This window comes from Bifidobacterium sp. ESL0769 (assembly GCF_029395495.1).
GTDB lineage: Bacteria > Actinomycetota > Actinomycetes > Actinomycetales > Bifidobacteriaceae > Bifidobacterium.
This window is the reverse complement of record NZ_CP113918.1, coordinates 1,964,817-1,989,833: the sequence shown is the minus strand read 5'-3', so window position 1 is coordinate 1,989,833 and position 25,017 is coordinate 1,964,817. Positions and strand designations below refer to the sequence as shown.

16 protein-coding genes are annotated in these 25,017 nt (G+C 56.2%); 12 read left to right on the top strand and 4 right to left on the bottom strand.

Annotated features, from left to right (window positions below):
- The first annotated feature begins 204 nt into the window (after nt 1-204).
- From OZX72_RS07785 to OZX72_RS07755, 7 genes are all read left to right on the top strand, one after another.
- Nucleotides 205-504, top strand: coding sequence for a hypothetical protein (locus OZX72_RS07785; RefSeq protein ID WP_277158135.1), 300 nt, complete (start codon nt 205-207; stop codon nt 502-504).
- Nucleotides 488-829, top strand: coding sequence for a hypothetical protein (locus OZX72_RS07780; RefSeq protein ID WP_277158134.1), 342 nt, complete (start codon nt 488-490; stop codon nt 827-829). Before OZX72_RS07785 ends, OZX72_RS07780 begins: the two co-directional genes overlap by 17 nt.
- 305 nt (nt 830-1,134) lie before the next feature.
- Nucleotides 1,135-2,829, top strand: coding sequence for a glucose-6-phosphate isomerase (gene pgi / locus OZX72_RS07775; RefSeq protein WP_277158133.1), 1,695 nt, complete (start codon nt 1,135-1,137; stop codon nt 2,827-2,829).
- 391 nt (nt 2,830-3,220) lie between these two features.
- Nucleotides 3,221-6,028 carry a DUF2207 domain-containing protein gene (locus OZX72_RS07770; RefSeq protein WP_277158132.1) on the top strand — a complete coding sequence of 936 codons (2,808 nt, stop codon included), beginning with the start codon at nt 3,221-3,223 and terminating at the stop codon, nt 6,026-6,028.
- 263 nt (nt 6,029-6,291) lie between these two features.
- Nucleotides 6,292-8,487: a DUF2207 domain-containing protein gene (locus OZX72_RS07765; RefSeq protein ID WP_277158131.1), complete on the top strand. Its 2,196-nt coding sequence runs from the start codon at nt 6,292-6,294 to the stop codon at nt 8,485-8,487.
- A gap of 259 nt (nt 8,488-8,746) precedes the next feature.
- Nucleotides 8,747-9,325, top strand: a complete 579-nt coding sequence (locus OZX72_RS07760; protein ID WP_277158130.1) for a LemA family protein — start codon at nt 8,747-8,749, stop codon at nt 9,323-9,325.
- Nucleotides 9,326-9,619: 294 nt separating this feature from the next.
- Nucleotides 9,620-12,193 (top strand): DUF2207 domain-containing protein, encoded by a 2,574-nt coding sequence (locus tag OZX72_RS07755; protein WP_277158129.1) that lies wholly within the window; start codon nt 9,620-9,622, stop codon nt 12,191-12,193.
- Nucleotides 12,194-12,401: 208 nt separating this feature from the next.
- Here OZX72_RS07755 and OZX72_RS07750 read toward each other — a convergent pair whose 3' ends face one another.
- The gene (locus tag OZX72_RS07750) at nt 12,402-14,051 is read right to left on the bottom strand and encodes a nitrate/sulfonate/bicarbonate ABC transporter ATP-binding protein (protein ID WP_277158128.1); all 1,650 of its coding nucleotides are present in this window, start codon (nt 14,049-14,051) and stop codon (nt 12,402-12,404) included.
- A gap of 58 nt (nt 14,052-14,109) precedes the next feature.
- Entirely contained in the window at nt 14,110-15,876 is a 1,767-nt protein-coding gene (locus OZX72_RS07745) for an ABC transporter permease subunit (protein WP_277158127.1), read from the bottom strand.
- Between the two features lie 887 nt (nt 15,877-16,763).
- On the opposite strand from OZX72_RS07745, the gene rplS reads away from it, so the two are divergent.
- From rplS to OZX72_RS07725, 4 genes are all read left to right on the top strand, one after another.
- Nucleotides 16,764-17,132, top strand: coding sequence for a 50S ribosomal protein L19 (gene rplS / locus OZX72_RS07740; protein ID WP_277158126.1), 369 nt, complete (start codon nt 16,764-16,766; stop codon nt 17,130-17,132).
- 195 nt (nt 17,133-17,327) lie between these two features.
- On the top strand, nt 17,328-18,083 hold the full coding sequence (lepB, locus tag OZX72_RS07735; protein ID WP_277158125.1) for a signal peptidase I: 756 nt from the start codon (nt 17,328-17,330) through the stop codon (nt 18,081-18,083).
- Nucleotides 18,084-18,223: 140 nt separating this feature from the next.
- Nucleotides 18,224-18,976 (top strand): ribonuclease HII, encoded by a 753-nt coding sequence (locus OZX72_RS07730; RefSeq protein WP_277158124.1) that lies wholly within the window; start codon nt 18,224-18,226, stop codon nt 18,974-18,976.
- Nucleotides 18,977-19,132: 156 nt separating this feature from the next.
- Nucleotides 19,133-20,248 carry a LacI family DNA-binding transcriptional regulator gene (locus OZX72_RS07725; protein ID WP_277158123.1) on the top strand — a complete coding sequence of 372 codons (1,116 nt, stop codon included), beginning with the start codon at nt 19,133-19,135 and terminating at the stop codon, nt 20,246-20,248.
- An 11-nt stretch (nt 20,249-20,259) separates the two neighbouring features.
- On the opposite strand, the gene OZX72_RS07720 is transcribed toward OZX72_RS07725, so the two are convergent.
- Nucleotides 20,260-21,228 (bottom strand): helix-turn-helix domain-containing protein, encoded by a 969-nt coding sequence (locus OZX72_RS07720; RefSeq protein ID WP_277158122.1) that lies wholly within the window; start codon nt 21,226-21,228, stop codon nt 20,260-20,262.
- A 2-nt stretch (nt 21,229-21,230) separates the two neighbouring features.
- Nucleotides 21,231-23,690, bottom strand: coding sequence for a DUF6020 family protein (locus OZX72_RS07715; RefSeq protein ID WP_277158121.1), 2,460 nt, complete (start codon nt 23,688-23,690; stop codon nt 21,231-21,233).
- A gap of 171 nt (nt 23,691-23,861) precedes the next feature.
- Between OZX72_RS07715 and OZX72_RS07710 the strand changes: the two genes are divergently transcribed.
- Nucleotides 23,862-24,929 (top strand): biotin--[acetyl-CoA-carboxylase] ligase, encoded by a 1,068-nt coding sequence (locus OZX72_RS07710; protein ID WP_277158120.1) that lies wholly within the window; start codon nt 23,862-23,864, stop codon nt 24,927-24,929.
- Nucleotides 24,930-25,017: the final 88 nt, after the last annotated feature.

Below are 25,017 nucleotides of genomic sequence, written 5' to 3'. Positions count from 1 at the left end.
AAAGTGTGGAGAAGTTTTCCGAACTTTTGTCTTAGGCGTAGCAATGTATAAAAGTTGACTGCATGTTGCCCCAAATGTGTATGGATTTGTTAATGATTCAGCGTCCGGCCTTGCGACACGCCTCAAATGTGGATAACCCCTATCATCCGACCACAGCACCCTGTTTTGCCTCGGAAATTGAGCGATTTTATGTTCAATGGATACATGAACGAAATCAACGAAGAGCCGATAATCCATCCGAGGATTCACCGACGTCATTCTAATATCAGCGATGAGGATGTCAGGTCTGCTTGGCATGCGTTAGTGGAATTTAAGCCTCGGAATAATGCGTCTGGCCGTTGGTCTGCCATCGGCGTCGATGGCGAAGGAAGATTGTTGGAATTAGTTTTTTCAAAAAGTCAAGATGGACATTGGGAAATCTTTCATGCGAAGACGCCGCCGACGAAAGCTATACTGAAAGAACTGGGCCTATTGAAAGGAGGTCGATATGGAAATGGACGATAAAGAACGTGCGGCAATGGAAGACAAGGAACTCTGCGAGAGTCTTGGCATTACGCAGGAAACGCTTGACAGGTGGACGTACGAGGCCGAGGAAGGTATTGATGATGGTGGATGGGGGCCATGGATCAAGATTCGTGATTTCACTGCGGAGGAGCAGAAAGCGTTAGATTGTGCTATTGCGTTTCGCGATCGCATCGATAAGCTCAAAGAGGCAACAGGGATGAGCGAGACCGAGGCCGAAATCAAGATGGATGCCATCATCAAGGCTGAAGAAGCTGCTGCGGCGAAATCCAAGGCTGAATCGAAGGAAGCCGTTACCTCGCGTTGAACCTGCATGTTGTAGAGCAGAACCTAAGCATTATAAATGATGTAATGTTGCAAACGCTTCGAGATGTGAACGTTCTCTTTCCTTTTGACGTTAATTCAAAGACTCTAAAATCGTTCGAATTGCGCCGGTTTGATATCAAATATCATGCTATGTCAACGTTGACTCGCGCGACGCTTTTTGTGCTGTTGTGTCCGCTTTTGTGAGTAAATTGGTATGCGTAGCAAGCGGCGGGAACAGTGCCTTGAGGAAAAGACAGACGAGGCCACGAAACCCCCGCGGCACGTGATGAAAGGACCTTAAGAATTATGGCCATCAATCCTCCTATCGACGCCACGAAGACCCCGGAATGGGCAGCGCTGCAAAAGCATTTCGACGAATTGAAGAGCGAGGGCATCGATCTCAAGAAGTGGTTCGCCGAGGAGCCCAACCGTGTTGAGGAACTGAGCTTTGACGCCGGCGACTTGCACTTCGACCTTTCCAAGAACCTTATCCAGCCTGAAACGCTCAAGCTTTTCGCCAATCTCGCCAAGGCCGTGCATCTTGAGGATCGTCGCAAGGCCATGTATGAGGGCGTTCACATCAACAACACTGAAGACCGCGCCGTGCTGCACACCGCGTTGCGCCGCCCGAAGTCCGACGAAGGCAAGCTCATCGTCGACGGCCAGGACGTGGTCAAGGACGTGCACACCACGCTCGACAAGATTTACGCGTTCGCCGACAAGGTGCGCAGCGGCGAATGGCGCGGAGTTACCGGCAAAAAGATTAAGACCGTCGTCAACATCGGCATCGGTGGTTCCGACCTGGGTCCCGTCATGGTCTATGAGGCTCTGAAGCCGTATGCTGACGCTGGCATCTCCGCCCGTTACGTCTCCAACATCGACCCCAACGATATCACCGAGAAGACGAAGGACCTCGACCCCGAGACCACGATGTTCATCATCGTCTCCAAGACCTTCACCACCCTCGAGACCCTGACTAACGCGCGTGAGGCACGCACCTGGCTCTTGAACAGCCTCAAGGCTTCCGGTGCCATCGACGGCTCCGACGCCAAGCGCGCCGAGGCTATCCGCAAGCACTTCGTCGCCGTCTCCACCAATCTCAAGGGCGTCGAGGAATTCGGCATCGATCCGCAGAATGCCTTCGGCTTCTGGAACTGGGTTGGCGGCCGTTATTCCGTCGATTCCGCGGTCGGCACCTCGCTGGCCGTAGTCTTCGGGCCGAAGCGCTTCGAGGAGTTCCTTGCCGGCTTCCACGAGATGGACGAGTACTTCGCCAACACCCCGCTTGAGAAGAACGTCATCGTGATGATGGGCATGCTCAACGTCTGGTATCGCAACTTCTTCAAGGCCGCGACCCACGCCGTGCTGCCTTACGACCAGTATCTGCACCGCTTCCCGGCCTATCTGCAGCAGCTCACCATGGAGTCCAACGGCAAGTCCGTGCGCTGGGACGGCACCCCGGTGACCACCGACACCGGCGAGGTCTTCTGGGGCGAGCCCGGCACCAACGGCCAGCACGCGTTCTACCAGCTGATCCATCAGGGTACGCAGCTCATCCCGGCTGATTTCATCGCCTTCGCCAACACTCCGAACCCGGCCAAGGACGGCGACCAGGACGTGCACGAGCTCTTCCTCGGCAACTACCTGGCACAGACCAAGGCGCTCGCGTTCGGCAAGACCGCCGATGAGGTTCGCGCCGAGGGCACGCCCGAGGCCATCGTCCCGGCCCGTGTCTTCTCCGGCAACCGCCCGACCACCTCGATCTTCGGCGACGCGCTGACCCCGTTCTCGCTCGGTGAGCTCATTGCGCTCTACGAGCACATCACCTTCACCGAGGGCACTGTCTGGGGCATCGATTCCTTCGACCAGTGGGGCGTCGAGCTCGGCAAGCAGCTCGCCCGCCAGATCACCCCGGCGATCTCGCAGGATGACAACGCTCTGGCGCAGCAGGACGCTTCCACGCAGAGCCTCATCCGCTTCTACCGCGCGCATCGTAAGTAAGCGAGCCGCAAGGTTGCTGGTTGCGGACTAGCCGCCACTAACCGCTGAAATGGGCACCCATCGCCAAGACGGGTGCCCATTTTGTTGTGGTGTATAAGAAGATCGCGCGAAACCAGTGCGAAAAGCACCGAAATGCCTCGGGAAAGGTGCTTTTCGCCTCAGTCAAGATCCATTTCAGTGAGAAAAGCATCCTTATGGCCACTTTTTAGTGCTTTTCTCACTGGTTTTGTGGGCTAATGCGACGAAAAGCACGAAAAATGGCTTGAAAAGGTGCTTTTCGGCGCAGTGGCTTACCTCGTGCGTACTTTCGGCTTGATAGTATGGAGGCCACGAAGAGACGCTGCGGATGGCACGGTGTTGGTGCATTCGTGGTATTGGGTGAGGGGAATCCATGAAGCTGGGTCAAGGTCTGAATCCTGGACGGATTGGCAGGGCCGCTGTATCGGCGCTGGTCGGCACGGCCGTCGTCATCGTGTTTTTCGCTTTCTGCGGTTTTCAGTCCGGTGATATCGGTTTTCACCGTGCCGATATGACCTATCGTTCCCTTGACTATGATGCTACGGTGCGGCCCGACGGCGACCTACGAATCACCGAACATGTCGATATGAAATTGGGCAAGCGTGCCGGCGGCAAATTATGGCGGCAGGTGTTCCAACGCTATACGCTTCACCATGGTGCGAACAGTGACGGTGTGCTCAGCGCTATCACCGACGTGTCGGTCACCAATGTTTCGACTGGGCAGAGGTACCGGCATGGCAGCAGTATGGCCACGCGTGATCTTGACAATCTCAATTGGAACATGAGATATGCGGGTCAATGGTATGCGACCGCTTTGGCCTCCGCGAACGATAATGAAGGTGACGAATACCTTCCGGCCAATATGAACGACAGCCAATACGGGCAGAAAATGGCGGAATTGAACCCGGCGAAGAAAAGCGGTGCGGAAGGACCTCAAGCGCAGGCCGCGTTGAGCCCATTGCTCGATGAAAACGGCGCGTCGGCGAGTATGGGCAAGTCCGGCGACACGGTGGAAATCGGTTGGAATATCCCCGCAACGCGTTCGGCGGAAAGCCTCAAATTCGATATCTCCATGACATTCAAGGATGTGGTGAAGGTCTACAACGACGTCGCCTACTTCAAGTGGGAGCCGCTTGGTGACACCAACGGCGTGCCGGTTGACGATTTCCATGCGAAGGTCACCCTGCCCAAAGGCGTGAACAGCGCGGATACCCGGCAATGGATGCATTATGCGGGCAAAGGTTCTGTCGTCAAGTCTGGAAGCCGGGAACTGACGATGCAGGCGCAAAACGTGCCTTCGAGCGAGCATATAGATCTTGTCTCGATGTTTTCGGCCTCGTCAATGAATAAAAGCGTGGCGTATCGCATCAAAAAAGACGGCAAGGACGCGGTGATCAGGCGCGAACGTGCGGAGCGGCAGAATGCCGGAGTGGATGTTGCCATGCGTCGCAAGGTGATTCTGCAATATGTAATCGACGAAGGCGCGGTGCTGCTGTTCGCGTTGCTTGCCGTGATCGTTACCAATTGGCGGGCTTACTATCCGGAGGAACAACGTCCCAGCCATGCCAAGGCGGGTTCGAGACGTTGGAAGAAAGCCGCTCAGAAGAAAGCCGGACAGAGAAAAACCGTGAAATCCCTGGAACAGGTGCCACAGTCGCAGGCCATCCCCGACATGACACCTGCATGCGCCGCGAAGTTCAGTGACTTTCTCGATTGGGGCGAATATTCCCACGATTATCGATCTCGCCAGATGAGTTCCACGTTGCTTTCGTTGGTCGCCAAAGGCGTCATTTCGGTCTATCCAGGCCAAGCAAAGTGGTTCCGCGGAATCGATCTTTCGCGAGCCAGCGACGAAGAGATTTCGCAGCGGCTTCGTGAAGTGAGCGAGGCGCAGGAAAGAGGTGATGTCGCGTTCCAGCCGTCTGAAGAAAGTGAGAGCGAAAAGGCGGAAAGGGAAATCGAGGAATCGCGAGATGAAGCATATGTTAAGCGTGCCAAGGCTCGAGGAGTCGCCGAGGGCAAGGAGGCGGAGCAGGAAATTCTCGCCGAAGCCGCGGAATATAAGAAGCACGGCAAACCGACTTCTACGGTGGTGTTGTTGCCGGCCGCGTTTGCCGAAAATGTTGACCAGATTCACAGTCTCACCGCTACCGAACGGGCATTGCTTAATTTGCTGAAGGCTATGTCACTGAAACTGGACACTCCGATTTTCGATTTTCGTACTGTTGCCCATGAGTTGGACGGCTGGTGGAAGGTCGAATGGCTGCAAACCGTCTTCAACTGGACCGCCGATTACGAATATCTGAAACTTTGGGTGGTCACCCCGCTGTTGCTCGGCTTTGCGGCTGCCGCGGCGATTGTGACCGCCGGAGTAGTGGGGGCGCTGTGGGCTCAAGGGCTTGCGTTCAGCAAGATCGGCACCGGTACCGACGATTACGGGCATGTCTGCGATCAGCTGCATGGGCAGTGGGGAGTTTCGCTGCTGCTCGGTGCACCGGTGATTTTCCTGCTCATCCTTCTGTTTAAATTACTGCGATATCGCGGGCTCACTCGCAGGGGGATGCGGCTGGTCACGCCGATGCTGGGCTTTAAGGCGTATCTTTCGAGCGGCGGTGACAACGTTGACGGCAGTGAACGGAAGGTTTCAGATCGGGATTCAGCTTCGGTTTCGGCATCGGTAGTATCCTCGGCGGCGTCTTCTCCTGCCGTTTCTGTCCCGGCCTCGAGTTCCACTTTCACTGTGCCTTCAGGCACGGCCTCGAACGTTTCAGAAACGGCCTCGAATGCTGCGTCTTCAGGCACAGCCTCAACCGCTGCGTCAGCCCCTCTCACTGCGTTGTCGTCGGACAAGTTCGACGAGTATTACATTTATGCCAACGCATTGGGGTTATCCGATCATCAGATGCAACGCTTCGGTGGGTTGTTCTCATGGCTCGGTGATGAGAGCGATGATTCCTTGCGTTATTGGTATTGGTATCCATACGATCTTGGCGCTTCAACGGGGTTGGGCTCCGATTCGTCGTTGACCGCTCAATTCAGCGATCTGGCTGCCGGCATCAGCAACGGCATGGATACTTTGGAATCCTCGTTCGCCATTTCGATCGGTTCGGGTGGTGGCGCCGGCGGCAGCTTCGGCGGTTCGGGTGGCGGTTCCGGCGGCGGCAGCTTCGGCGGGCGCTGAGCGTCTGCTGCATTGGTCCGAAGCGCTTTGGGGAATTCTTTGCTGGTTTTCACGAGATGGATGAAGCTGCAGATGGGGTGTTTTTCGGTAACGTGCAATTCGTAATGAAAACGCCGGCCCGTCTGATATACGATTGGCCTTTTGGTGTATAGACGGCTGACAGGTATTATTTGATAGCAATGATTATCTAAGATTGATAGTTTTCTGAAAGCGGTAAAACGCCTTCGAGATGGACGGGTTGGGCAATGCTGAGTTTGAGAAGAGTGGCGAGAGCTGTTGCCATATCCTTGGTGGTTACGCTGGTGCTGGCCTTGGGCGTCATATGGGGTGCGGCGCAAGGCGGTACGTTCCGGCAGGATATGTCGTATCGTTCTTTGAAATATGATGCGTCGGTATCTACGGATGGGGACTTGCGATTCACCGAGCACATCGACATGAAGCTCAACCAGCGGCCAAATGGCAAGCCTTGGAGGCAACTGTTCCAGCAATACAAGATCAATGATACCAAACTCACGGCAATCATCGATGTGTCCGTCAAAGACATCAGCCATGGCAAGACCTACCGGCTCGGTACCGCCAAATCGACCAAGGCGTTGGATGACGACAGTTGGGACGACGATTACGCGGGCACGTGGTACGCCATGGATACTTCCGATAATGACCGTGACTATGCCCCGGCGGCCAAGGGCGAAACCGCCGCCGATGACCCGGCAGCCAATGACAACAAAGCCCAAGATGACGCCAGCGGGCATACTGTCGAAATAGGCTGGAATATTCCTGCCACCGAAAGTGCGGACAGTCTGCGATTCGATATTTCCATGACCTTCAAGGGTGTGGTATCGGTCTATGACGACGTCTCTTATATGCAATGGGAACCTGTGGGCGATGACAACGAGATTCCCATTGATTCTCTTCAAGGCCATGTTTCGCTTCCCAAGAGTGCCGCAAGTGGCCAGACCTGGCAGTGGCTGCATTACGATGGTAACGGCAGCGTGCATAAAAGCGCCAACCACGGCGTCGATTTTTCCGCAAAATACGTAAAGGCTCATCAGCATGTGGATTTGGTGTCGATGTTCGGCGTGCAGGGAATGAAGCAGCCTTTGGTGAAGCTGCCTGACAACATCGACATGAAAGACATGGTTTTGAACGATGAGCGGATTGAGGCCGAGAACTATCAGCGTCAGTTGCAGAAACGTGACGATGAGCTGAAAGGCGCGGTGGCGCTCGCGTTGGTTGCCATGGCGGTGGCCGTTGCCATGGTGATATACAACAACCGGAAGATTCGTTACCGTGGAACTGTGGATTATTTCCGCGATATACCTCCGATCAGCCCTGCCGCGGCCGCGAAATTGATGGGTGTGCTTGAGCCGATGGGCAATCACGCCATGCGTTCGCGTCGTATGTCGGCGACCTTGCTTTCACTGGCCAGCAAGAAACTCATCGCCCTTTACCCCGGTAGGATGCAATGGTATGAGGGCATCGATATGACCGCGGCCAGCGCCCAGCAGATCGATGCGGCGGTCAAAGACCAAAATCATCCTCGTTCCGGGAAAGCCACGGGCGTCGTCAAGATTCTTCCATTGGCGTACGCGGACAGCTCGGCTCAGCCCGAATTGGCTGGTTCCGAACGCGCGTTGCTTGACTTCCTGACCAGTGCTGCTGTGCAACTTGGTGCGAAGGTCTTCGATCTGTCGCAGCTCAACGATTGTATAAAGGAATGGAGTGGTGGCATTGCCGCAAAGCAGCGCTTTGACGATGCCGCCGACGCCGAGTTCGATCAGATGCAAGTGACTGGATTCCAATGGCAATATCTTCTCTTCACTGCCATCACGGTGGCGCTGGTTGTCGTCGCTTTCATCGGCAACCTCGCTTTGGTGGTCTATGGAGGTATCGCTTGGATGGTGATGTTCGGCATCCCGCTGATGTTCTTCTTCGTTTTGGCGATTTCGCTGATGCAGAATCAGGAACTCATCGGTTCTGGCCAACAGGCTGCGGCATGGATTCTCGGGTTCAGGAAATATCTGGAGGATTTCAGCAATTTCGTGAATCGTGACATTCCGGACCTGGTCTTGTGGGACAGATATCTGGTATACGCGACCGCGTTCGGTATCAGCAAACGGTTGGTCAAAGAGCTTTCGAAGGCTTTCACTGAGGTGCCTCAAAACGTCCAGTTCAGCGACGATTCTAATGATTCGCTGACGTATCGGTACTCTATCGGCTTCGCTGATGCGGCGAACACAGCATATGGCAGTGGGCTCGGTGATCTGGGTTCGCAATTCGCTTCCGGTTTTTCGGATATTCAGGCTACGTGTTCCAGAATCTCGGCCTTCTCGAACAATGGTGACGGTTCCGACGACGGTTCCGGAGGCGGCTTTGGCATCAGCGCTGGCGGAGGCGGTGGCGGTAGCTTCGGAGGCTCTGGCGGTGGTTCCGGTGGTGGTTCGTTCGGCGGTCGGTGAGTGTCGCATATATTTGCCCTCTGCTGCCATAACCAGTGAGAAAAGCGCTAAAAATGCTTTGAAAAGGTGCTTTTCTCACTGTTTACATGAACTGTCGTTAGCTGCGTGGTCAGCGACGCTTGCTGTCATGAGATGTCAAATATCAGTATCGTGTGAGTGTGGAATAATATCGTTTAACCGACCGGAATCGGGCGAATCGTACAAAGTGGGTCCGAGAGACTCTGATTTCGGATGATTCCAAGATGAGAAGAGAGAATATATGAGTGTGACTACAACCGTATTGCTGGTCATATTGGCCATCGTCGTCATCATTGTGGTGTGGGGCGTGGTGGCGTATAACCATCTGGTCACGCTGCGCAACCGTGTGCAGAATGGTTTCTCGCAGATTGACGTGCAGCTCAAGCGGCGCACCGATCTGGTGCCGAATCTGGTCGAGACCGTCAAAGGATATGCGACCCACGAATCGCAGGTCTTCCAGAACGTGACCGAGGCGCGCGCCAATGCTGTCAAGGCGGCCGGCAGCACTTCCGCCACAGCTGCTGACAGAGCCCAGGCCGAATCGACTCTGAGCAACGCCTTGATGGCCCTGCAGGCCACCGCCGAAGCCTATCCCGACCTCAAAGCCAACCAGAATTTCCTGCAGTTGCAGGAGCAGCTCTCTGATCTCGAGCAGAAAATTGCCTACGCCCGTCAGTTCTACAACGACGTCGTCCAGAAGCTCAACACCAGCATCGAAACTTTCCCGTCGAATATCATCGCCGGTATGTTCCACTTCAATCAGGCCCAGTATTTCCAGGTTCCCGAGGCCGAAAAGCAGGTCCCGCAGGTCAAGTTCTGAAACTAGGCGCGACGTGGTTTCGAAAGGTGAAAATCTAGAGATCTGCAACTGATTAGAGATTTTATGGTGTCCGCCGTCCGTTGGTAAACCATGGTACCTTTAATGGCCAAAGCATAAGTATGCGCGTTGGTCGTTAGTTTGATTCTGGTGATTTTGAGGTATGTAATATTTCCGGCGTAATCGGCGATTGTGTTTATGCAATAAGACAATGTTGCTGTTGATGTCGCGCATATTTTTATATCACGATATATTAGGTATTGTCGAAATCATGAGAAAAGCGCGGAAGAGATAACGATGAACGGGAAGAGCCTCAATCCAAAGCGGATTGCCAAGGTATTGTTCGCGGCTTTGGTACTTACGGCCATGGTTGCGCTGTTTGCGGTGGCCTGTGGATCGCGCGTGCAGCCATATGTTCCGTATCGGTCGGATTTCAACGCGATGAAGGGCGACCTGATCTATAATTCGCTTGACGATGACGTGAAAGTGTTGCCTAACGGCGATTTGCGTGTGGTTGAGCACATCGATATGGAGCTTAACGCGCGGCAGGGCAAGGGCAACAAGACCAAGCCGTGGCGTCAGCTCTATCAGCGCTATACGCTCAACCGTACCGACAGAGCGAAAGGTCCTTTAAGCGACATCATCGACGTATCCGTGAAAAATGCAAGCAACGGGCAGGAGTATGCGCACGGCACCAGCGGCGACATCACCGATCCCAATTGGGATAAAAGCCATGCCAACCAGTGGTACGCGGAGGATGTCGGTGGTGAGAAGGGTACTGACCACACGCCCTATCTTCCGGTCGCGATGAACGACGACCAATATGTACAATCGCTTGGTTCGGCCGCTACGTCGGGCGCAACTGCAGGTAACAAGACCGGTGCGACGGCGGGTACGCAAGCCGGTGATAAAGACACTATCGAAATCGGATGGAATATACCTTCTACAGATTACGCAAGTTCGATAAAATTCGATATCGACATGACCTTCAAGGACGTGGTGCAGGTCTACGATGACGTGGCCTACCTCAAATGGGAGCCGGTGGGCAAGACCAACGGCGCGCCGATTCGGAATTTCGATGCCACCGTCACGTTCCCCAATGGGGTCGAGGAAAATGACACCAAGGAATGGTTGCATTACGATGGCAACGGTTCGGTCTATCCCAATCCTGACGGCACGCTTTCGGCCGATGCCTACCAGGTCGTGCCGGGCAGACATATCGATTTGGTGACGATATACCCTTCGTCGGTCATGGGCCAGGTGCGGCATCGCCTTCATGGCACGCAAAAACAGAAGGTGATTGACCAAGAACGCGACGAAGAGAAATCCTCCGACATCAACTCCCCGCAGGAGCCTCGGGAGCATTGTGACATTTATCTGCCGTTCATTATCCTCGAAGTCGTCGTTATGATCGTCGGCGTGGCGTTCGTGGTCTATACCAATCGCAAGGGCAGCTATCACGGGCCGGTCGACTATTATCGCGACATTCCGAAGATCAGTGCAAGTGCGGCGGCCCAATTCCTTGACGAAATGCAAGGGGCCCAAGGCGATTGGAAGCTTGATTCGCGCCAGCTTGCCGCGACCATGCTCTCTTTACAAAGCAAGAAGGCCATCGCCATCTATCCGGGCGAATCCCAATGGTACGCGGGCATTGACTGGGCCCATGTCACCGATGAAGAGATCGGCGATCGGATGCGGCGTGGCGCGGCCGGTGAATTCGACGGGCAGCCTGTCGGAGTGATCGGCAAACCCTACGCTCGGCACAGCAGCGACCCGAGTCGAAAGGAACCGCTCGACAAGAGGCTCGGCAAGCAGAAAGGAGGCTTGGTCGACACCGTCAGGAAGACCACCGGCATCGGCGGACGCAAGAAGACGAGCACCATCGTGTTGTTGGTTGAGGTGCCGAAAGGGACAAAAGGGACGAATGCCGCGTACAATGCGGCCAACGTGGCAAACGCTCCGAGCGTAACAAACGCGCCGGATTGTGCCTCGAATTCAAACGATTCGGTGGTCGGTACACTCACCAGCCCGGAGATTGCGTTGATGAAGCTTTTGCAGGCGATGGGACAGAGGCTCGGCTCCGACGTGTTCGATTTCGAGGATGTCCACGATAAGCTCTCGAATTGGTCGGAAGGTGCCAGCCGCGAGTCGAATTTCGATCACAAGGTGGAAGCCGAATACCACGCGATGAAGCTTACCGGCACGTCGACGGTGTATACGGCCTTCGAGGGCATCCTGCTCGCGGCCGGTGTGCTTGGCTTCATCTATCTCTATATGATTTTTATGGGCAATCCACTTACCGCCATCAGGCTTTTCGGCCCTGAAGCGGTGTATTTGCACGGCGATATCGTCAGGATGCTGAGGATTTTCCTGCCCGTGGCGTTCGTGTTGATTGTCGAGATATTGCTGTTGCAGAAGGTCATGCTGACCGGCAAAGGCAACACGCTTGCCGCCCAGCTTCTCGGTCTGCGCAAATATCTCCTTGATTTCGGCGATTTCAAGGGAAGCGAGCCGCAGGATCTGAAGCTTTGGGATCAGTACCTTATCTACGCCACCGCGTTCGGCATCAGCGACAAGCTGACAGACGACATGACTAAGCTTTGGCCGCAGTTAGGCGATGGGAATTGGCTCGATTCCAACGCTTCCGAGAGTCTCCTTTACTGGCCGCTCTACCCGGCGAGCCACGATGTGCAGGGCTATTCGAACGTGGACCTCAATCTCGGCAGTCTTGCCGACCTCGGCGGACAGTTGAGCTCCGGCTTCTCAAGTATGGACAGCAGCTTCAGCTCCGCCGGTGGTTTTGGCGGCGGCGGTGGCAGCTTCGGCGGCTCGGACGGCGGTTCCGGCGGTGGCAGCTTCGGCGGGCGCTAGTACGCCTGTGTTCATAGCTCTTCTACCCGCCTAACCAGTGCGAAAAGCACCAAAATTAGCCCCAAAAGGTGCTTTTCTTCTCAGTAGTGGTTCATTTCAGTGAGAAAAGCGCTTTTTTGGACCGATTTTGGTGCTTTTCTCACTGGTTTCGTGCGGCCAGTGGTTGATAGTTCTCAGTTGGCGAGTGACTGGCCGACAACTAGATGGTCTACTTGTTGGCCTCGTCCAGGGTGAGCTGGTCGTCGTCGGCGTCGTAGTCGAAGAGCTCACCGTAGCGGCCCCAGGTCACGGCAATGTCGAACTGTTGCTGCGCCTCCTCATCGGTGTGCTGGCTACGCAACAGATCGAGGATCAGCTCGCCGCGCAGGCCGCGGTCCGGGTGGTTGCGCAGCGCCCGGTCGATGGTGCGTACCAGCGGGGCGTGGTCCATGATGAGCTGGGCGAAGAGCTTCTTGGCCTCGAGCACGTCGGCGTGGCACCAACGGTCGCCTTCGCGGGTGATGGTGCAATGGCCGTTGTTGACGGTCAAGAGCCCCAGCATCGTGCCGGCGTCAATGAGCGGGAAGAGGTCGTCGACTTCGAAGGAGAGGTCAGCCGCAAGGTCTGCGAGGTCTACTCCGCCTTGATAATTCGAGACCACGTCGAGCAGGCCGGCAAGCCCGCCGGGAGTGGCGTTTGGTAGCAGCTCGGTGCGTGCGTTGTTGTCTTTGACCTTGGTGTCGTTCTCGTGCGCTGTCAGCTTTTCGTTGGCTTTGGCCTGTGCGGCGGCATGGTCATTGACCGCGCCGGATGTCTGGCCTGAACCTTTGCCATTGCCTCGGCTATCGGTCGATTTACTTGAATTGGCTGATTTGTTGTCGTTATCAGATTTGGATGAAGACGTCTGGGCGCTGTCTTTTGCCGAGTTCTGTGCCTCAGTCGAAGTGGCAGCCGAAGCGTTTTCGGCTTTCTTCTGGGCAATTTGGCGGCTGCGCTGCGATTCCTGGCCGGTCAGGATAGCGTAGAGCTTGTCGACCATCGCCTCGAACTCGGGGGAGTGCTTGTCGCGCGGACGCGGCAGGTTGACTGGAACCTGCGCGATGAGATGGCCGGGGTGCGATCCAAGCACGACCACGCGGTCAGCCATCTGCACGGCCTCTTCGATGTTGTGCGTGACAATCAGAATGGACTTGATACCACTTTGGTTGTTGTTCCAAAGTTTCAGCACTTCCTGACGCAGGTTTTCTGCAGTGAGCACATCAAGCGCGCTGAACGGCTCATCCATAAACAGGGCATCCGGGCGTAGCACGAGTGCGCGAGCGATGCCGATGCGCTGCTTCATGCCGCCGGAAAGTTCCTTCGGGTAGGCGGATTCGAAGCCGTCAAGACCAATGGCGTCGATGGCCTCGAGCGCGCGCTTGTGGCGTTCCTCGCGCGGCACCCCGCGTGCCTCGAGTCCGAGCTCGACGTTGTCTTCGACGGTAAGCCAGGGCATAAGCGCAAAAGTCTGGAAGACGAGTGCGACCCCGGGGTTCGGCCCGTCGAGTTCCTTGCCGCGGTAGGAGACCTTGCCGCTGGTCGGCTGGATGAGCCCGGCCAGAATGCGCAGGAAGGTGGACTTGCCGGCGCCGCTGCGGCCCAGGATGGCAACGATTTCGCCTTCATGAAGGTTGAAGGAGATATCGTCGAGGACGGTGGTCTCATTGCCTTTTTCAGAGGTGAAGCTCTGGCTGATGTGGCTGGCCTCGATGACGGTGTGGGTGCCGTTGGCGTCAAGGTCGGCATATTTCGGATTGTGACGGCCACGGGTGCGGGTTGTAGCGGCGGTTCCGGTTTCCGTACCGCTGGCGACGGTCTTGTAAAGCTTGTTGAAGTTCATCGTGACTTCCTTTAATTCGGTATTGAGATATTTCGATATTGATAGATGATGATGGGTTTCATCCGACGACGAAACGGCGGTCGGCGAGGCGCTGCAGTGGGTTCCAGAAGAGGCGGTTGACGGCGACCACGAAGATGGCCATGACGGCCACGCCGATGATGGTCTTCATACCCTCGGCATGTGCGGTGGCTTCGGCGATATAGGAACCGAGACCTTTGGCGACGAGCGTGTGGCGGCCATAGCTGACGATTTCCGAGACGATGGAGGCGTTCCAAGCGCCGCCCGCAGCGGTGATGCCGCCGGTGACCCACGAGCCGAAGACCGCCGGGAGGATGAGCGTTTTCCATTTCATCCATCCGGTGATGTGGAAGTTCTTGGTCATTTCTACGAGGTCGTCGGGAATGGCGGACGCGCCGGCGATGACGTTGAAGAGGATGTACCATTGCGTGCCCAGTGCCATCAGGAGGATCGAGCCCCAGTTGATGTCGATGCCGCAGGCGACGAAGACCATGACCACAAACGGGAAGATGAAATTGGCGGGGAAGCTTGCCAACACCTGTACCAGCGGCTGGACGAGGCGTGAGATCTTCGGGTTCATGCCGATGATGGCTCCGAGCGGCACCCAGATTACCGAGCAGACCACCGTCAGCAGTGCCACGCGCAGGAAGGTGATGCCACCGAGTCCGAAGGCTCGTCCGAGCTCGCCCAAGCCTGTCGTTTTCATGATGGTGACGATCAGCTCCGCGGCCCCGGCGATGACAGCGATGCCAACGATGACGCCGAATACGACGTCACCTGCGCGACGACGGTTAGGCTTGGTGCCCCACTTCGAGCCGGTGCGGCCGAGCGGTCGGGTGATCCAATTCAAAAATTCGCCAATTGGGCGGAAGAGGCGGGCGATGAAATCGTCGATATGCGATTGACGGATGAGCGTCAGAACGGCGCTACGCTTGGGTTCGCTCGACTCGCTTTGCGTGATGCGGAACTTTTCGGCCCACGCGGTGAGCGGCTTCCAGACGAGAAGATCGATGGCGAGCACGACGATGACCATGGTCAAAATGGCCCAGCCGATCTTGCCGGGATTTTCCTCTTTGGCCGCGGCCTCGACGTAGCTGCCGATGCCGGGCAGCGCGTAGGTGCGGTTGTTGACCGAAATCATCTCGGAGGCGGTCAGGAAGAACCAGCCGCCGCCGACACTCATCATCATGTTCCACAAGAGCGGAATCATGGAATTGGGTACGTCAAGCACCCAGAAGCGCTGCCAGTGCGAAAGCCGGAGATTGCGTGCTGCCTCGTCGAGTTCCTTGGGTTCGCTTTCAAGCGAACGGTAGAAGGAGAAGGTCATGTTCCAGGCCTGCGAGGTGAAGATGGCGAAAATCGACGCGGCCTCCACGCCCATCATCGAGCCGGGGAAGAGTGCGAGCCAGATGGTCACGGTCGCTGAGAGGAAGCCCAGAATCGGCACGGACTGCAGGATGTCGAGCAGCGGGATGAGCACCTTGCCGAGCCGACGCGAGCGGGCCGCCGCCAGTCCGTAGACGAAGGTGAACACCAGCGAGAAGAACAGGGCGATGGCCATGCGGAAGACGGAGCGCAGCGCGTAGTAGGGCAGGTTGCGAGGGTCGGTAGAGACGGTGGAGGGGATGCCTTTCGGCCCTACCGGCGCGTTGATGGCGGGTAGGACCCAGGCGATCAGGCCGAAGATGGCGAGGATGCCGACGGCCACTACACAGTCCGAGACCACGCGCTTGGTGAAGCTGGTGTTGCGGCCCGCGTCAGATGTTGCAGGCGCGGCGCGGTTGAAATTGAAGGAGAAGTTGGTCATGATGATTCCTCATGAACGGTGTATCGTGGCGCTCGCGAATTTCCAGTGGAAGTTTTGTTGCGGTTGCAGCGTTTATCGGGATTTCGGGTCGAAGCTGAGTGGCTTTAAAAATCAAATGACAGACAGCAGCATAGCAAGCATCAGAAATTTACGATTCCTGCAATTGCCACTCCGGTTTGAAGCGGTCAGGTGCAGACTTTCAGTTGTGAATCGTAAATCCTTGATGCCGTTATATCCTGCGATATCCGTGGGTTTGCGGCGCTATAGATACGTTGATTGAATTGAAATGGAATCTCGAAAGCGGAATCATCTGCGTGTTGGAAGAATCGTTTCACGCTGTCTTACGCTCGTAGCGTGACGGGCTAAAAACAGAAGGTGAGATTTACATCCAGCGCCGAGTCATCGTGTCGAGATGAGGTTGCGCACAGCTGCACAAATGATGCAGATCGTTGATACTACTAGGAAGATCGTCAGCCATGATCCCCACCTCCTTCGACTCGGTGTGCCGTGCACGAAAATTATTACCGCCCCTAAAATAAGGGCCTCGACGCGGCTTGTCAAATTGGTTTGTTTCGAGAAAATATCCATTATATTTATCGTTTCGGTTTGTGGTGCAGGTGTTTGCGCAAGTGTCGCCGTATTTCGCTAAAATAAAAGTTTGTTATGCCAAGAGGCGGGCTGCCGCATGGGTTCGCTTCTTCATCTGGGTTCAGCCTTGTGGTTGCTTCTGTTGGTTCGGATGCAACTGCTATGGCGAATCGGCAACATTCCGCCGGGTTTCGGCGGAATACGATAGTGGGCGCGTTCGGCTCCATCAGCCGCTGGGCACGAAAGTGCGGCGCCGCCCCTGACATGTACGCTGATATGCGGCAGCGACAGGTGAAACAATGGTTAACGCTATTGAGGCATTTGATGCCAAGCACATGAAGTCCTCGGATTCTATCCCGGAGTTCCGTCCCGGCGACACCGTCGAGGTCAACGTCAAGATTCAGGAAGGTAACAACTCCCGTCTTCAGGCGTTCACCGGCGTGGTGATCGCGCGTTCGGGCGCGGGCCTGCGCGAGACGTTCATCGTCCGCAAGGTCAGCTTCGGTTGCGGCGTTGAGCGCCGCTTCCCGCTGCACTCCCCGTCGATCGATTCCATCAAGGTACTGCGTCACGGCCGCGTTCGTCGCGCCAAGCTCTACTACCTGCGTGCCCTGCGTGGCAAGGCCGCTCGTATCACCGAGCGTCAGGACAACAGCGCCAAGGCGTGAATGCAAGCCTAAACGCTATGTGCTATACGGCAGTCGGGATTCAATTCCGGCCGCCGTTTTGCTTTATTCAGTGATTCGGTCGCATATGTCGTAATGCATGACATCTCTGTACGGTGCTGCATACTATGATGGTTTTCAGTTATCGTTGGATTGCCGTTTGGGGCGGCAGGGATATGAATATGGCGGGAGGCCCGGATGGCGGGAGACGATACGCGTGATGATAAGCGGCGCGAGACGGATTCGCATATCATCGCGGTCGCGGATTACGGGGTAAGCCAAGAGCCCAAGCCGCGCAATCTTTACGCCAATCCGGAACATGCTGACCCGGAATCTGAGAGCTATACATTCCACGATCTCTTGAGCTTTGTGGTGCCGTTTGCGGTGTTCGTGCTGGTCTTGGTGCTGCTGCGGGTATTTATCATCGGCGTTTATGAGATTCCTTCCGGCTCCATGGAAGACACCATCCAAATCGGCGATCGCCTGGTCACCAACCGTCTCGCGCGGCCGATGAACAAGCTCAAACGTGGCGATGTCATCGTTTTCAAAGACCCAGCGCACTGGCTCGCCGGAACTGACAACCACGGCTCCGACGACCTTATCAAGAGGTTGATCGGCATGCCCGGCGACGTAGTGGCGTGTAAGGGCAGCGGATCGCCGGTTACCGTCAACGGCGTGGCGATTGACGAGACTTCGTACATCAAGCCCGGCACCGAGCCCAGCAATTTTGCGTTTAAGATCAAGGTGACCGCCGGCAATGTTTTCGTGATGGGCGACAACCGCGCCAATTCTGCCGATTCGCGTTACCATGCCGACGACGGCAACGGCGGGTTGGTACCGATGGCCAACATCAGCGGGGTCGCGATGTTCACTTTCTGGCCGTTCAGCCATTTCAAGGCTGTCAAGTCGTATCATGAGGTTTTCTCCGCTGTCCCGGGCGTGCCGAAATCATAGGATTATAAGCGTTTGATATCGGTTTCGCTGCTGATGATGTCACTGTATAGTTATGTATTACGTTATGGGATTTTGAGATGGCTCAGGCATGATGGAGTATCCTCGTTGTAGTAATGGAAAATCGCTGAAAGGCAACGTATATGGGCGTCAAAGCGACTCCGGAATCTCAAAGCGCGGTTACTAAGAAGCAAAGTCGTGCTGTTCACCATTTCGTCGCGCCGACTCTGGATTTGGAACGCGAGCTGGCTGGGCGAGGTTTCGATTTGATTGTCGGGTTTGACGAAGTGGGGCGCGGTGCGCTCGCCGGCCCGGTGATGGTGGGCGCCGCCGCAGTGTGGGCTCGCGATCTGGATGGGCTCGATGTGCCTGACGGCGTGGCCGATTCCAAACTGTTGACGGAACACAAGCGCGAAGCGATGTTCGAGGGCCTGCGTTCATGGTGCGCGGCTAGTGCGGTCGGCCAGGCCAGCAACAAGGAAATCGACGAGTGGGGCATTTCCTACGCTTTGGGCATCGCGTCCCTGCGTGCGGTCAACGAGGTCGAGCGTGAACTCAAAATCGACTCAGGTCAGCTTCGCGTCGGTGCGATTTTGGATGGGCCGAATGACTATATTTCAAAGGCTGCTGGGACGTTTGACGCGCCTGCAGTTCCCATTCTGCCGAACGTGACCACCAAGGTGAAGGCTGACCAGAGCTGTGCGCTGGTTTCTACCGCTTCGGTCATTGCCAAAGTGACGCGAGACCGGCTGATGGTCGCACTGGCGCAAGGCAACCCGAACTACGCGCCTTACCAGTGGCAGCACAACAAGGGCTACGGTTCCGCTGCCCATCGTGCCGCTATCGCCAAGTATGGTCCGACTTCGCTCCATCGCGTCAGTTGGCACTTGGTCTAAGTGCTTCTGTCCCGTTGGCCCAATAGCTAAAGGCTTGGAGCAGGACATGCGAAGTGAGCCGAAACCTCCTCGATAGGCAAGGTCGAGTAGACTTGTGAACGTTCACTATGGAGTGTGTTTCGCGTAACGCACGCGAACTGGCAAGAGGAGGCAGGAATGAGCGCTCAACGCAATTCGGGCAAGCGGCCGTCAATGTTCGAAGTAGCCAAAATGGCGGGGGTCAGCCACCAGACGGTTTCGCGCGTCATCAACCATTCCTCCGAAGTCTCCGACGCCACCCGCACCCGCGTCCAGCATGCCATCGACGTGCTTGGCTATCGCCCCAGCAATTCCGCGAGAACACTGGCTTCTCACCGTTCCCGCACCATCGGCCTCATCGCCGGCGGTCTCAATTTCCTCGGCCCGATTTCGGCGATAGGTGCCATTGAAACCATTGTGCGCCGTCACGGACTTTTCCTTATGGTCTCCATGGTACACGAGGCGCGCTGCACGCAAAGTGAGTTCGAGAACCTGTGCCGCACGTTCGAGGAACAGAACGTTGACGCTTTCATCTTTCTGACCCCGACGGATATCATGTTTTCGGCGGCCTGTCGCACCAAGCTTCCCGAGCCGCGCGTCCTGATTACCTCCACACACGGCAATCTTTCGATGAGCCGGGCGGGCGGGCTGATGGATGCCGAAGGCCGCGGTCGCACGGCTTTGGTTGGTATCGACCAGTGGGGTGCAATGCATGAGGTGGCGCGCCTGATTGCCCGGTTCGGGCACCGTTCCGCACTTTATTTCGTCGGTCCGGTGCAATGGCGCGATGCTGTGACGCGTTTGCTCGGTTGGCGCAAGGCGGCCACCCAATATCACATCGAATCCCGTGAGATTCAGTGCAATTCCTGGGATTCCTCCGAGGCCTATGCGCGCATGAACCACGAGCTGGAAAGTCTCGGTTCGGTCGGCGCTGAGAAGCCCACCGTCATCGTCACCGCCAACGATGCGCAGGCGATCGGCGTCACCCGTGCCCTGCACGAGCATGGCTTGCGTATTCCTCAGGATGTGAGCGTGGTCGGTTTCGACGACATGACCGGTGTCAACGATATGTGGCCGCCGCTGACGACGGTGCGCCCCGATTTCGAGGGGCTTGGCACGGCTTCGATGCGCGAGACCTTGCGTTTGCTCGGAGAAGGGCTCGAGACCACATTCGCTGCCAACGCTCACGGTGCCGGCCTTATTCCCGCCGAAGTCATCCAACGCCATTCGCTGGGTCCGGTTCCGCGGCTTTAAATATACAGATTTCAGGAGTTAAGGTGGCTTTCGGAATCTCGGATGGCGCCGATGGTGATGGCGGTGCGCAGCACGTAGGCATCGCGCGGGTCGTTAGCGTCCCAGCCGGTGGCGTCGGCGGCGCGCTTGATGCGGTAGCGTACGGTGTTCGGATGCACGTTCAAGGCCTTGCCCGTGGCATCAAGCGATCCGCCGTAGGTGAGGAACGCGGAAACGGTCTGAAGTGTCGGGTCGTTTTCGTTCTCGCTTTTGAGACTCTGATAGACGGTCTGATAAAGCTCATCGATGGCATCGATGTCGCCGACCAGCGCACGTTCGGGCAGCATGTCGGCCGCTCGGGCAGGCCTGGGCAGTGGGTGAATCGCCGGCATCACGTGGAACGCGGAAAGCACAGCGCCCAATGTTCGCGTGGCTCCAGTTGCGTTACGCCGAGTCGGTCCAAGGCACACGGGTTGTTGCACGTCGAATGCCTTCATCACCGCTGTGCAGGTTACTTCCGGCGTTGCCGCGCTTTGGACCACGACAAGGCCGATGGTCAATCCGTTGCTGCGCCCGACCAGACAAAATTGGCTGCCGAGGTCGTGGGCGCCTTTGACAATGATGGATTTTGCTGTTTCAAAAGTGAGTGCGGCAGCGCCCCCGACCGCGAAGCAGCTGAACGTTTCCGGCCAACCCAGCACGTGCAACAGCGAAACGACGCGTTTGTCGTGAATCCCATTGGCCAGGCACTCGAAGGCGATGGACTCAAGGTTTTCCTGGCTGCCTAGTTTTTCGAAGATTTTCGTCTGCTCGGCATCTTTTTTGTTGTCGTGCGTATCGGCAATGACGGTGATACGCCGTGTCTGGTTTTCACCATCGGCAAGTCTTTGACCACTTGTTTTTTCTTGGTGCGCGATATCGGCCGCTCCTTCGGCAAGGCTCAGAAAATCGGCTGGCTGTGCCGATTCTGTACCTTTGTTGTCGTTGTCGTGCATGCTCATACTTATGATTCTAGTCCAGCGACTTCGTGGCTACCAGTGACACTGATATTCGGTTCATCGGAGAAGCTGGAAGCCATGTGCTTGTCTGGTTTATCTGCCTTGTTTAACGTACGTGAGGAATCCTCGGCTCTTTGCAGACGGGCCTGCGTGCGCTGCGTCCGCGAATCCTGCCAAAACGTGAGGAGCACAAATCCCAGCACGAAGACCAGCGGAAGCATGTGGCGTTCGAAATTATTGGCCGGCGAAGTAACCATAACACCCATCAGAAGTAGCAGCGGGAGGTGCGTGGCCAGCGTTTTCCAACGTCGCAGAATGACTTCTGCCGCGCCCAAAAGCAGTGTGATGATGACGTAGGTATTGCCGTGGATGAGCCAGCCAAGCACGGGTTTCGAACTCCAGTTTTTCACGAAAGTGGTGACGGATTTTCGCCAGTCGGCGCACCAGTTTCCGATCCAATCGGTGAAGTTCCCGTTGCCTGCGTAAACGACGTAATAGGTCATGTCGATATACGGCGGATCCATGATGTCGAAATAACCGTAGCTTTTGGCCAGCAAAGCGTCCAGAGATATGCGCGGATTGGCCTTGACTATTTCTAGCCATGCGGCGTTGAAATTCTTCATATCCGCTTTGGTAACGGTGCGCCAGCGGTAGCTGACCCGTTTCGTCTGGATTCCTGACGATTTCACCGGGTCGGCGTCCTGCTGGAAATAGGCTTCCGCCATCTGGTCGAGGTTGAAGATCGAGGAGAGTTTGTTTCTGGCGTCCTGCGGAATCCCGCTTGGGTTGAGCACGGCGACGCGTGCGATTTGCTGCAGCTGGACGCCGTGACTTTCGATGGGGTCGCCGTTGATGATGGCACCGTCTCGTGCGGCCAGACCGACCGCGCCTTGGAAGAGAATGACCGGCAGCAGTATGCCGATAAGGTAGGTTTTCCAACGTTTGTGGTCGGCGATTAGAGCAATGATCAGCTCGAAAAGGATGATATAGAGCGCATATTTTGCCGAAATCATCATGACTATGGTCGAAAGAACCAGCGCGATGAATGTGCGTTTGCGCAGGTGCAGAACGATTCTGTCGTAGGACGGCGCGGGGAATTTAGCGGTGCAAAGTATTTCGTAGCCCACTCCGAACCACCAGACGAACGCGAAGGCGAACAGTGGGGATTTCGTCAGGCTTATCGTCGAAAACAGCACCAACGGGCAGACCAGGAAAAGCAGGAGGATGAAGAAACGGGGGAGAGGGCCGACGAATCTCGCGGCGTCGGCTTTCTGCAGCGCTAAAGCGGGGCGGTCCTTTTTTGGCGTCGGGGCTGAGAGGAATTCAATCAGTTTTCTGCGCGGCTTGAGCCAGGGGTGATTGAAGAAGCGGTTTGCGGTGGCGGCCAGGCAGAACGCGGCGAACAGTAGCTGGCCTGAAGCAAGCACAGCGATGCCCCAGTCGTTCGCACCGGTGAAATAGCGCGAAATCGTTCCCGCACCGCCGTAGATGAGCGTGAGCACGATGTTGTGTTGGTCGGTCAGATAGGTGGGTTTGCTCGGCCACAGATAGTGCGCGGTGGGGTAGATGTCCATCGGAACGAAGGAGAAGAAGCCGATATATGGCTGTTTCAGGCCGGTCCATTGGTTCCAGGCCCAGCTGAATTCACGGAACTGGCTGCGAATATCCGCGCCGAACGCCGCCACCAGTGTGATGGGGATCCAGAGCCAGCCGATGATGAGGATAAGCGCGATTTTCCACCATTTATCGGTGATGAACATGATGCCGCGATGCGCCCCGGAACGGATGCTTGAAGCCATGCGCCGTATGCGTCGCCAGATTCTGGTGCGTAGCCAGATCCTGTTGTCTAATTTTGCATCGTTTTCGGTGAAAGTCTCGCTAGGCGACGCGTTAGCGGAAGAAGTATCTGGTTTATCGGTGTTGCCGGTTTTCTTATTTGCGATTACTGGCTTACGGGTCTGCCGACGTTCGCGCCAAGCCTTGTATTTTGCTCGAATGCCGAAATCATAGGGAATCAGCAACTGCCCGCGCCCGAAACGGACGAGTTCGATGATGACAAGCAGGCAGACGGCGAAGGTAAAGGCAAAGATGGCCGCATTGTTCCATGAGAACGCTCGGATTGTGGCAACCGCGGGGTTGAACTCGTATTGCCGGTAGAGTGGCCCCAGTGAAGTGCACAGCGCGATCCACAGGCACGCCGCCACCGCGAGCGCCCAGCGCAAAAACACGAACAATTTACCGAAATGCGTTGGCGCTGCTGTCTTTGCTGAAACGACAGCTTGTGTTGGAGCGACCTTATTATTGGTTGCACAATCAATGCTGCCGTTGTTGGAGCCCGTGTCCGTAGTGGCTGTATCCGTTGTCGAAAGTGTGTCGCCAGAAAATCGAGCATTCTCAACTCCCTGCAAATACGTTTTGCCGTCATCTTGGCGGCTGGCTGCGTTCGCAGGGTTGGGATTGCTCATAACCGGCATTCTATCGTCTTCACTCAACCTCGCCTGTGAGAGGACGATTCCGCACAACTCGGCAGATAGGTTTTGGGAAATTTAGATATTCCACCATTCTTAAAAAACCTATCTGCCGAGTTGTGCGAATGGACAAGGCGAAACGTCGAAGTTACGCATACAGTGGGGTGCATGGATATGGATAATGAGACTGATTCCTCGATAGCGCGGCGCGTCGAGCAAGTCGAAAAGCGATATTCCGATTTCGCACGGAAGGCTCGGGCAAGCAAGCCGCAAATGCCGGAAACGACCGAAGCTGTGGACGAGTTGATGGCGTTTGCCGCGCTCGATTCCACCAATATTCTCGGGCGGAAGATGTTGGCAAGCGGGGAGCTTCGCGTTGTTGACGCACATGGCCAGCCGCGAATGGCTGCGATGTGCGCCGATGCGCAGACTGCAGGCCACGGGCGCCTCGGCCGGCAGTGGAGCGACAAAGCCGGCGGTGCTTCGTTCCTTGTTACTTATATCACCGCGTTGCCGAAACGTCTGGTGACCGATTCTCATTACAACGGATGGTTCACGATTATCGCCGGACTTGCCACGCTTGACGCTTTGAACGATGCGCTGGCAAAGTGCGGTGCCAAGCCGCTTGATCCCGCGCACGGCCTTGAGCTCAAGTGGCCGAACGACATTTTCTACAACGGTCACAAACTCGGTGGCATCCTCGCCGAGCTTGTGCAATTGCCGGAGGGGTTGAACCGCCTGGCAGTGCTGCAATCCCAACTTTCTTCGATACTTCAGGAACAACGTGGCGACGGAAAGATTACGCCGGTGTCTTCGGTGTCAAATTCCGATGACACCAGCGAGCTCGCCGTCGGTGTGATGTTCGGCATCGGCATCAACCTCGACATCGCCGCGGAAAGTCTGCCCACCCCGATTTCCACTTCTCTGCAGCTGCTTTATGCTCCGTTGCCTGATCCGCCGACGATGCGCGACATGGTCGCCGCACGTCTGGCCACGTCGTTGAAACGCCGCCTTGCCGCTCTCGTCACTGACCCGCAAAACGGGCTGCCGAGATTGCTGGAAGAGACTCGAGCCAAATGCTGGACGCTGGGCCGCGAGGTCGAAGCGAAATTCACCGATGGCTCGACGCTTACCGGCAAGGCCATATCGCTCAATTCCGATGCCTCGCTGACGATTCAGGACGCGCACGGTGCTCCTCATGTCGTCAAAACCGGGGACGTTGGCGTGCTGGCCTAAAGCAAAGGCGCTTTGTGCAAACCTACAAAAGCGGTCGGGCGATTTTGTCGATTTGCGTGGTTTCATAGGTGGGGGATAGGCGATAGGT

Bases quoted from the DNA above. Each gene is read 5' to 3' on its own strand.
- OZX72_RS07785 (WP_277158135.1), top strand. From the start codon at position 205: ATGAACGAAATCAACGAAGAGCCGATAATCCATCCGAGGATTCACCGA.
- OZX72_RS07780 (WP_277158134.1), top strand. From the start codon at position 488: ATGGAAATGGACGATAAAGAACGTGCGGCAATGGAAGACAAGGAACTC.
- pgi (WP_277158133.1), top strand. From the start codon at position 1,135: ATGGCCATCAATCCTCCTATCGACGCCACGAAGACCCCGGAATGGGCA.
- OZX72_RS07770 (WP_277158132.1), top strand. From the start codon at position 3,221: ATGAAGCTGGGTCAAGGTCTGAATCCTGGACGGATTGGCAGGGCCGCT.
- OZX72_RS07760 (WP_277158130.1), top strand. From the start codon at position 8,747: ATGAGTGTGACTACAACCGTATTGCTGGTCATATTGGCCATCGTCGTC.
- OZX72_RS07755 (WP_277158129.1), top strand. From the start codon at position 9,620: ATGAACGGGAAGAGCCTCAATCCAAAGCGGATTGCCAAGGTATTGTTC.
- OZX72_RS07750 (WP_277158128.1), bottom strand. From the start codon at position 14,051: ATGAACTTCAACAAGCTTTACAAGACCGTCGCCAGCGGTACGGAAACC.
- OZX72_RS07745 (WP_277158127.1), bottom strand. From the start codon at position 15,876: ATGACCAACTTCTCCTTCAATTTCAACCGCGCCGCGCCTGCAACATCT.
- rplS (WP_277158126.1), top strand. From the start codon at position 16,764: ATGGTTAACGCTATTGAGGCATTTGATGCCAAGCACATGAAGTCCTCG.
- lepB (WP_277158125.1), top strand. From the start codon at position 17,328: ATGGCGGGAGACGATACGCGTGATGATAAGCGGCGCGAGACGGATTCG.
- OZX72_RS07730 (WP_277158124.1), top strand. From the start codon at position 18,224: ATGGGCGTCAAAGCGACTCCGGAATCTCAAAGCGCGGTTACTAAGAAG.
- OZX72_RS07725 (WP_277158123.1), top strand. From the start codon at position 19,133: ATGAGCGCTCAACGCAATTCGGGCAAGCGGCCGTCAATGTTCGAAGTA.
- OZX72_RS07720 (WP_277158122.1), bottom strand. From the start codon at position 21,228: ATGAGCATGCACGACAACGACAACAAAGGTACAGAATCGGCACAGCCA.
- OZX72_RS07715 (WP_277158121.1), bottom strand. From the start codon at position 23,690: ATGAGCAATCCCAACCCTGCGAACGCAGCCAGCCGCCAAGATGACGGC.
- OZX72_RS07710 (WP_277158120.1), top strand. From the start codon at position 23,862: ATGGATATGGATAATGAGACTGATTCCTCGATAGCGCGGCGCGTCGAG.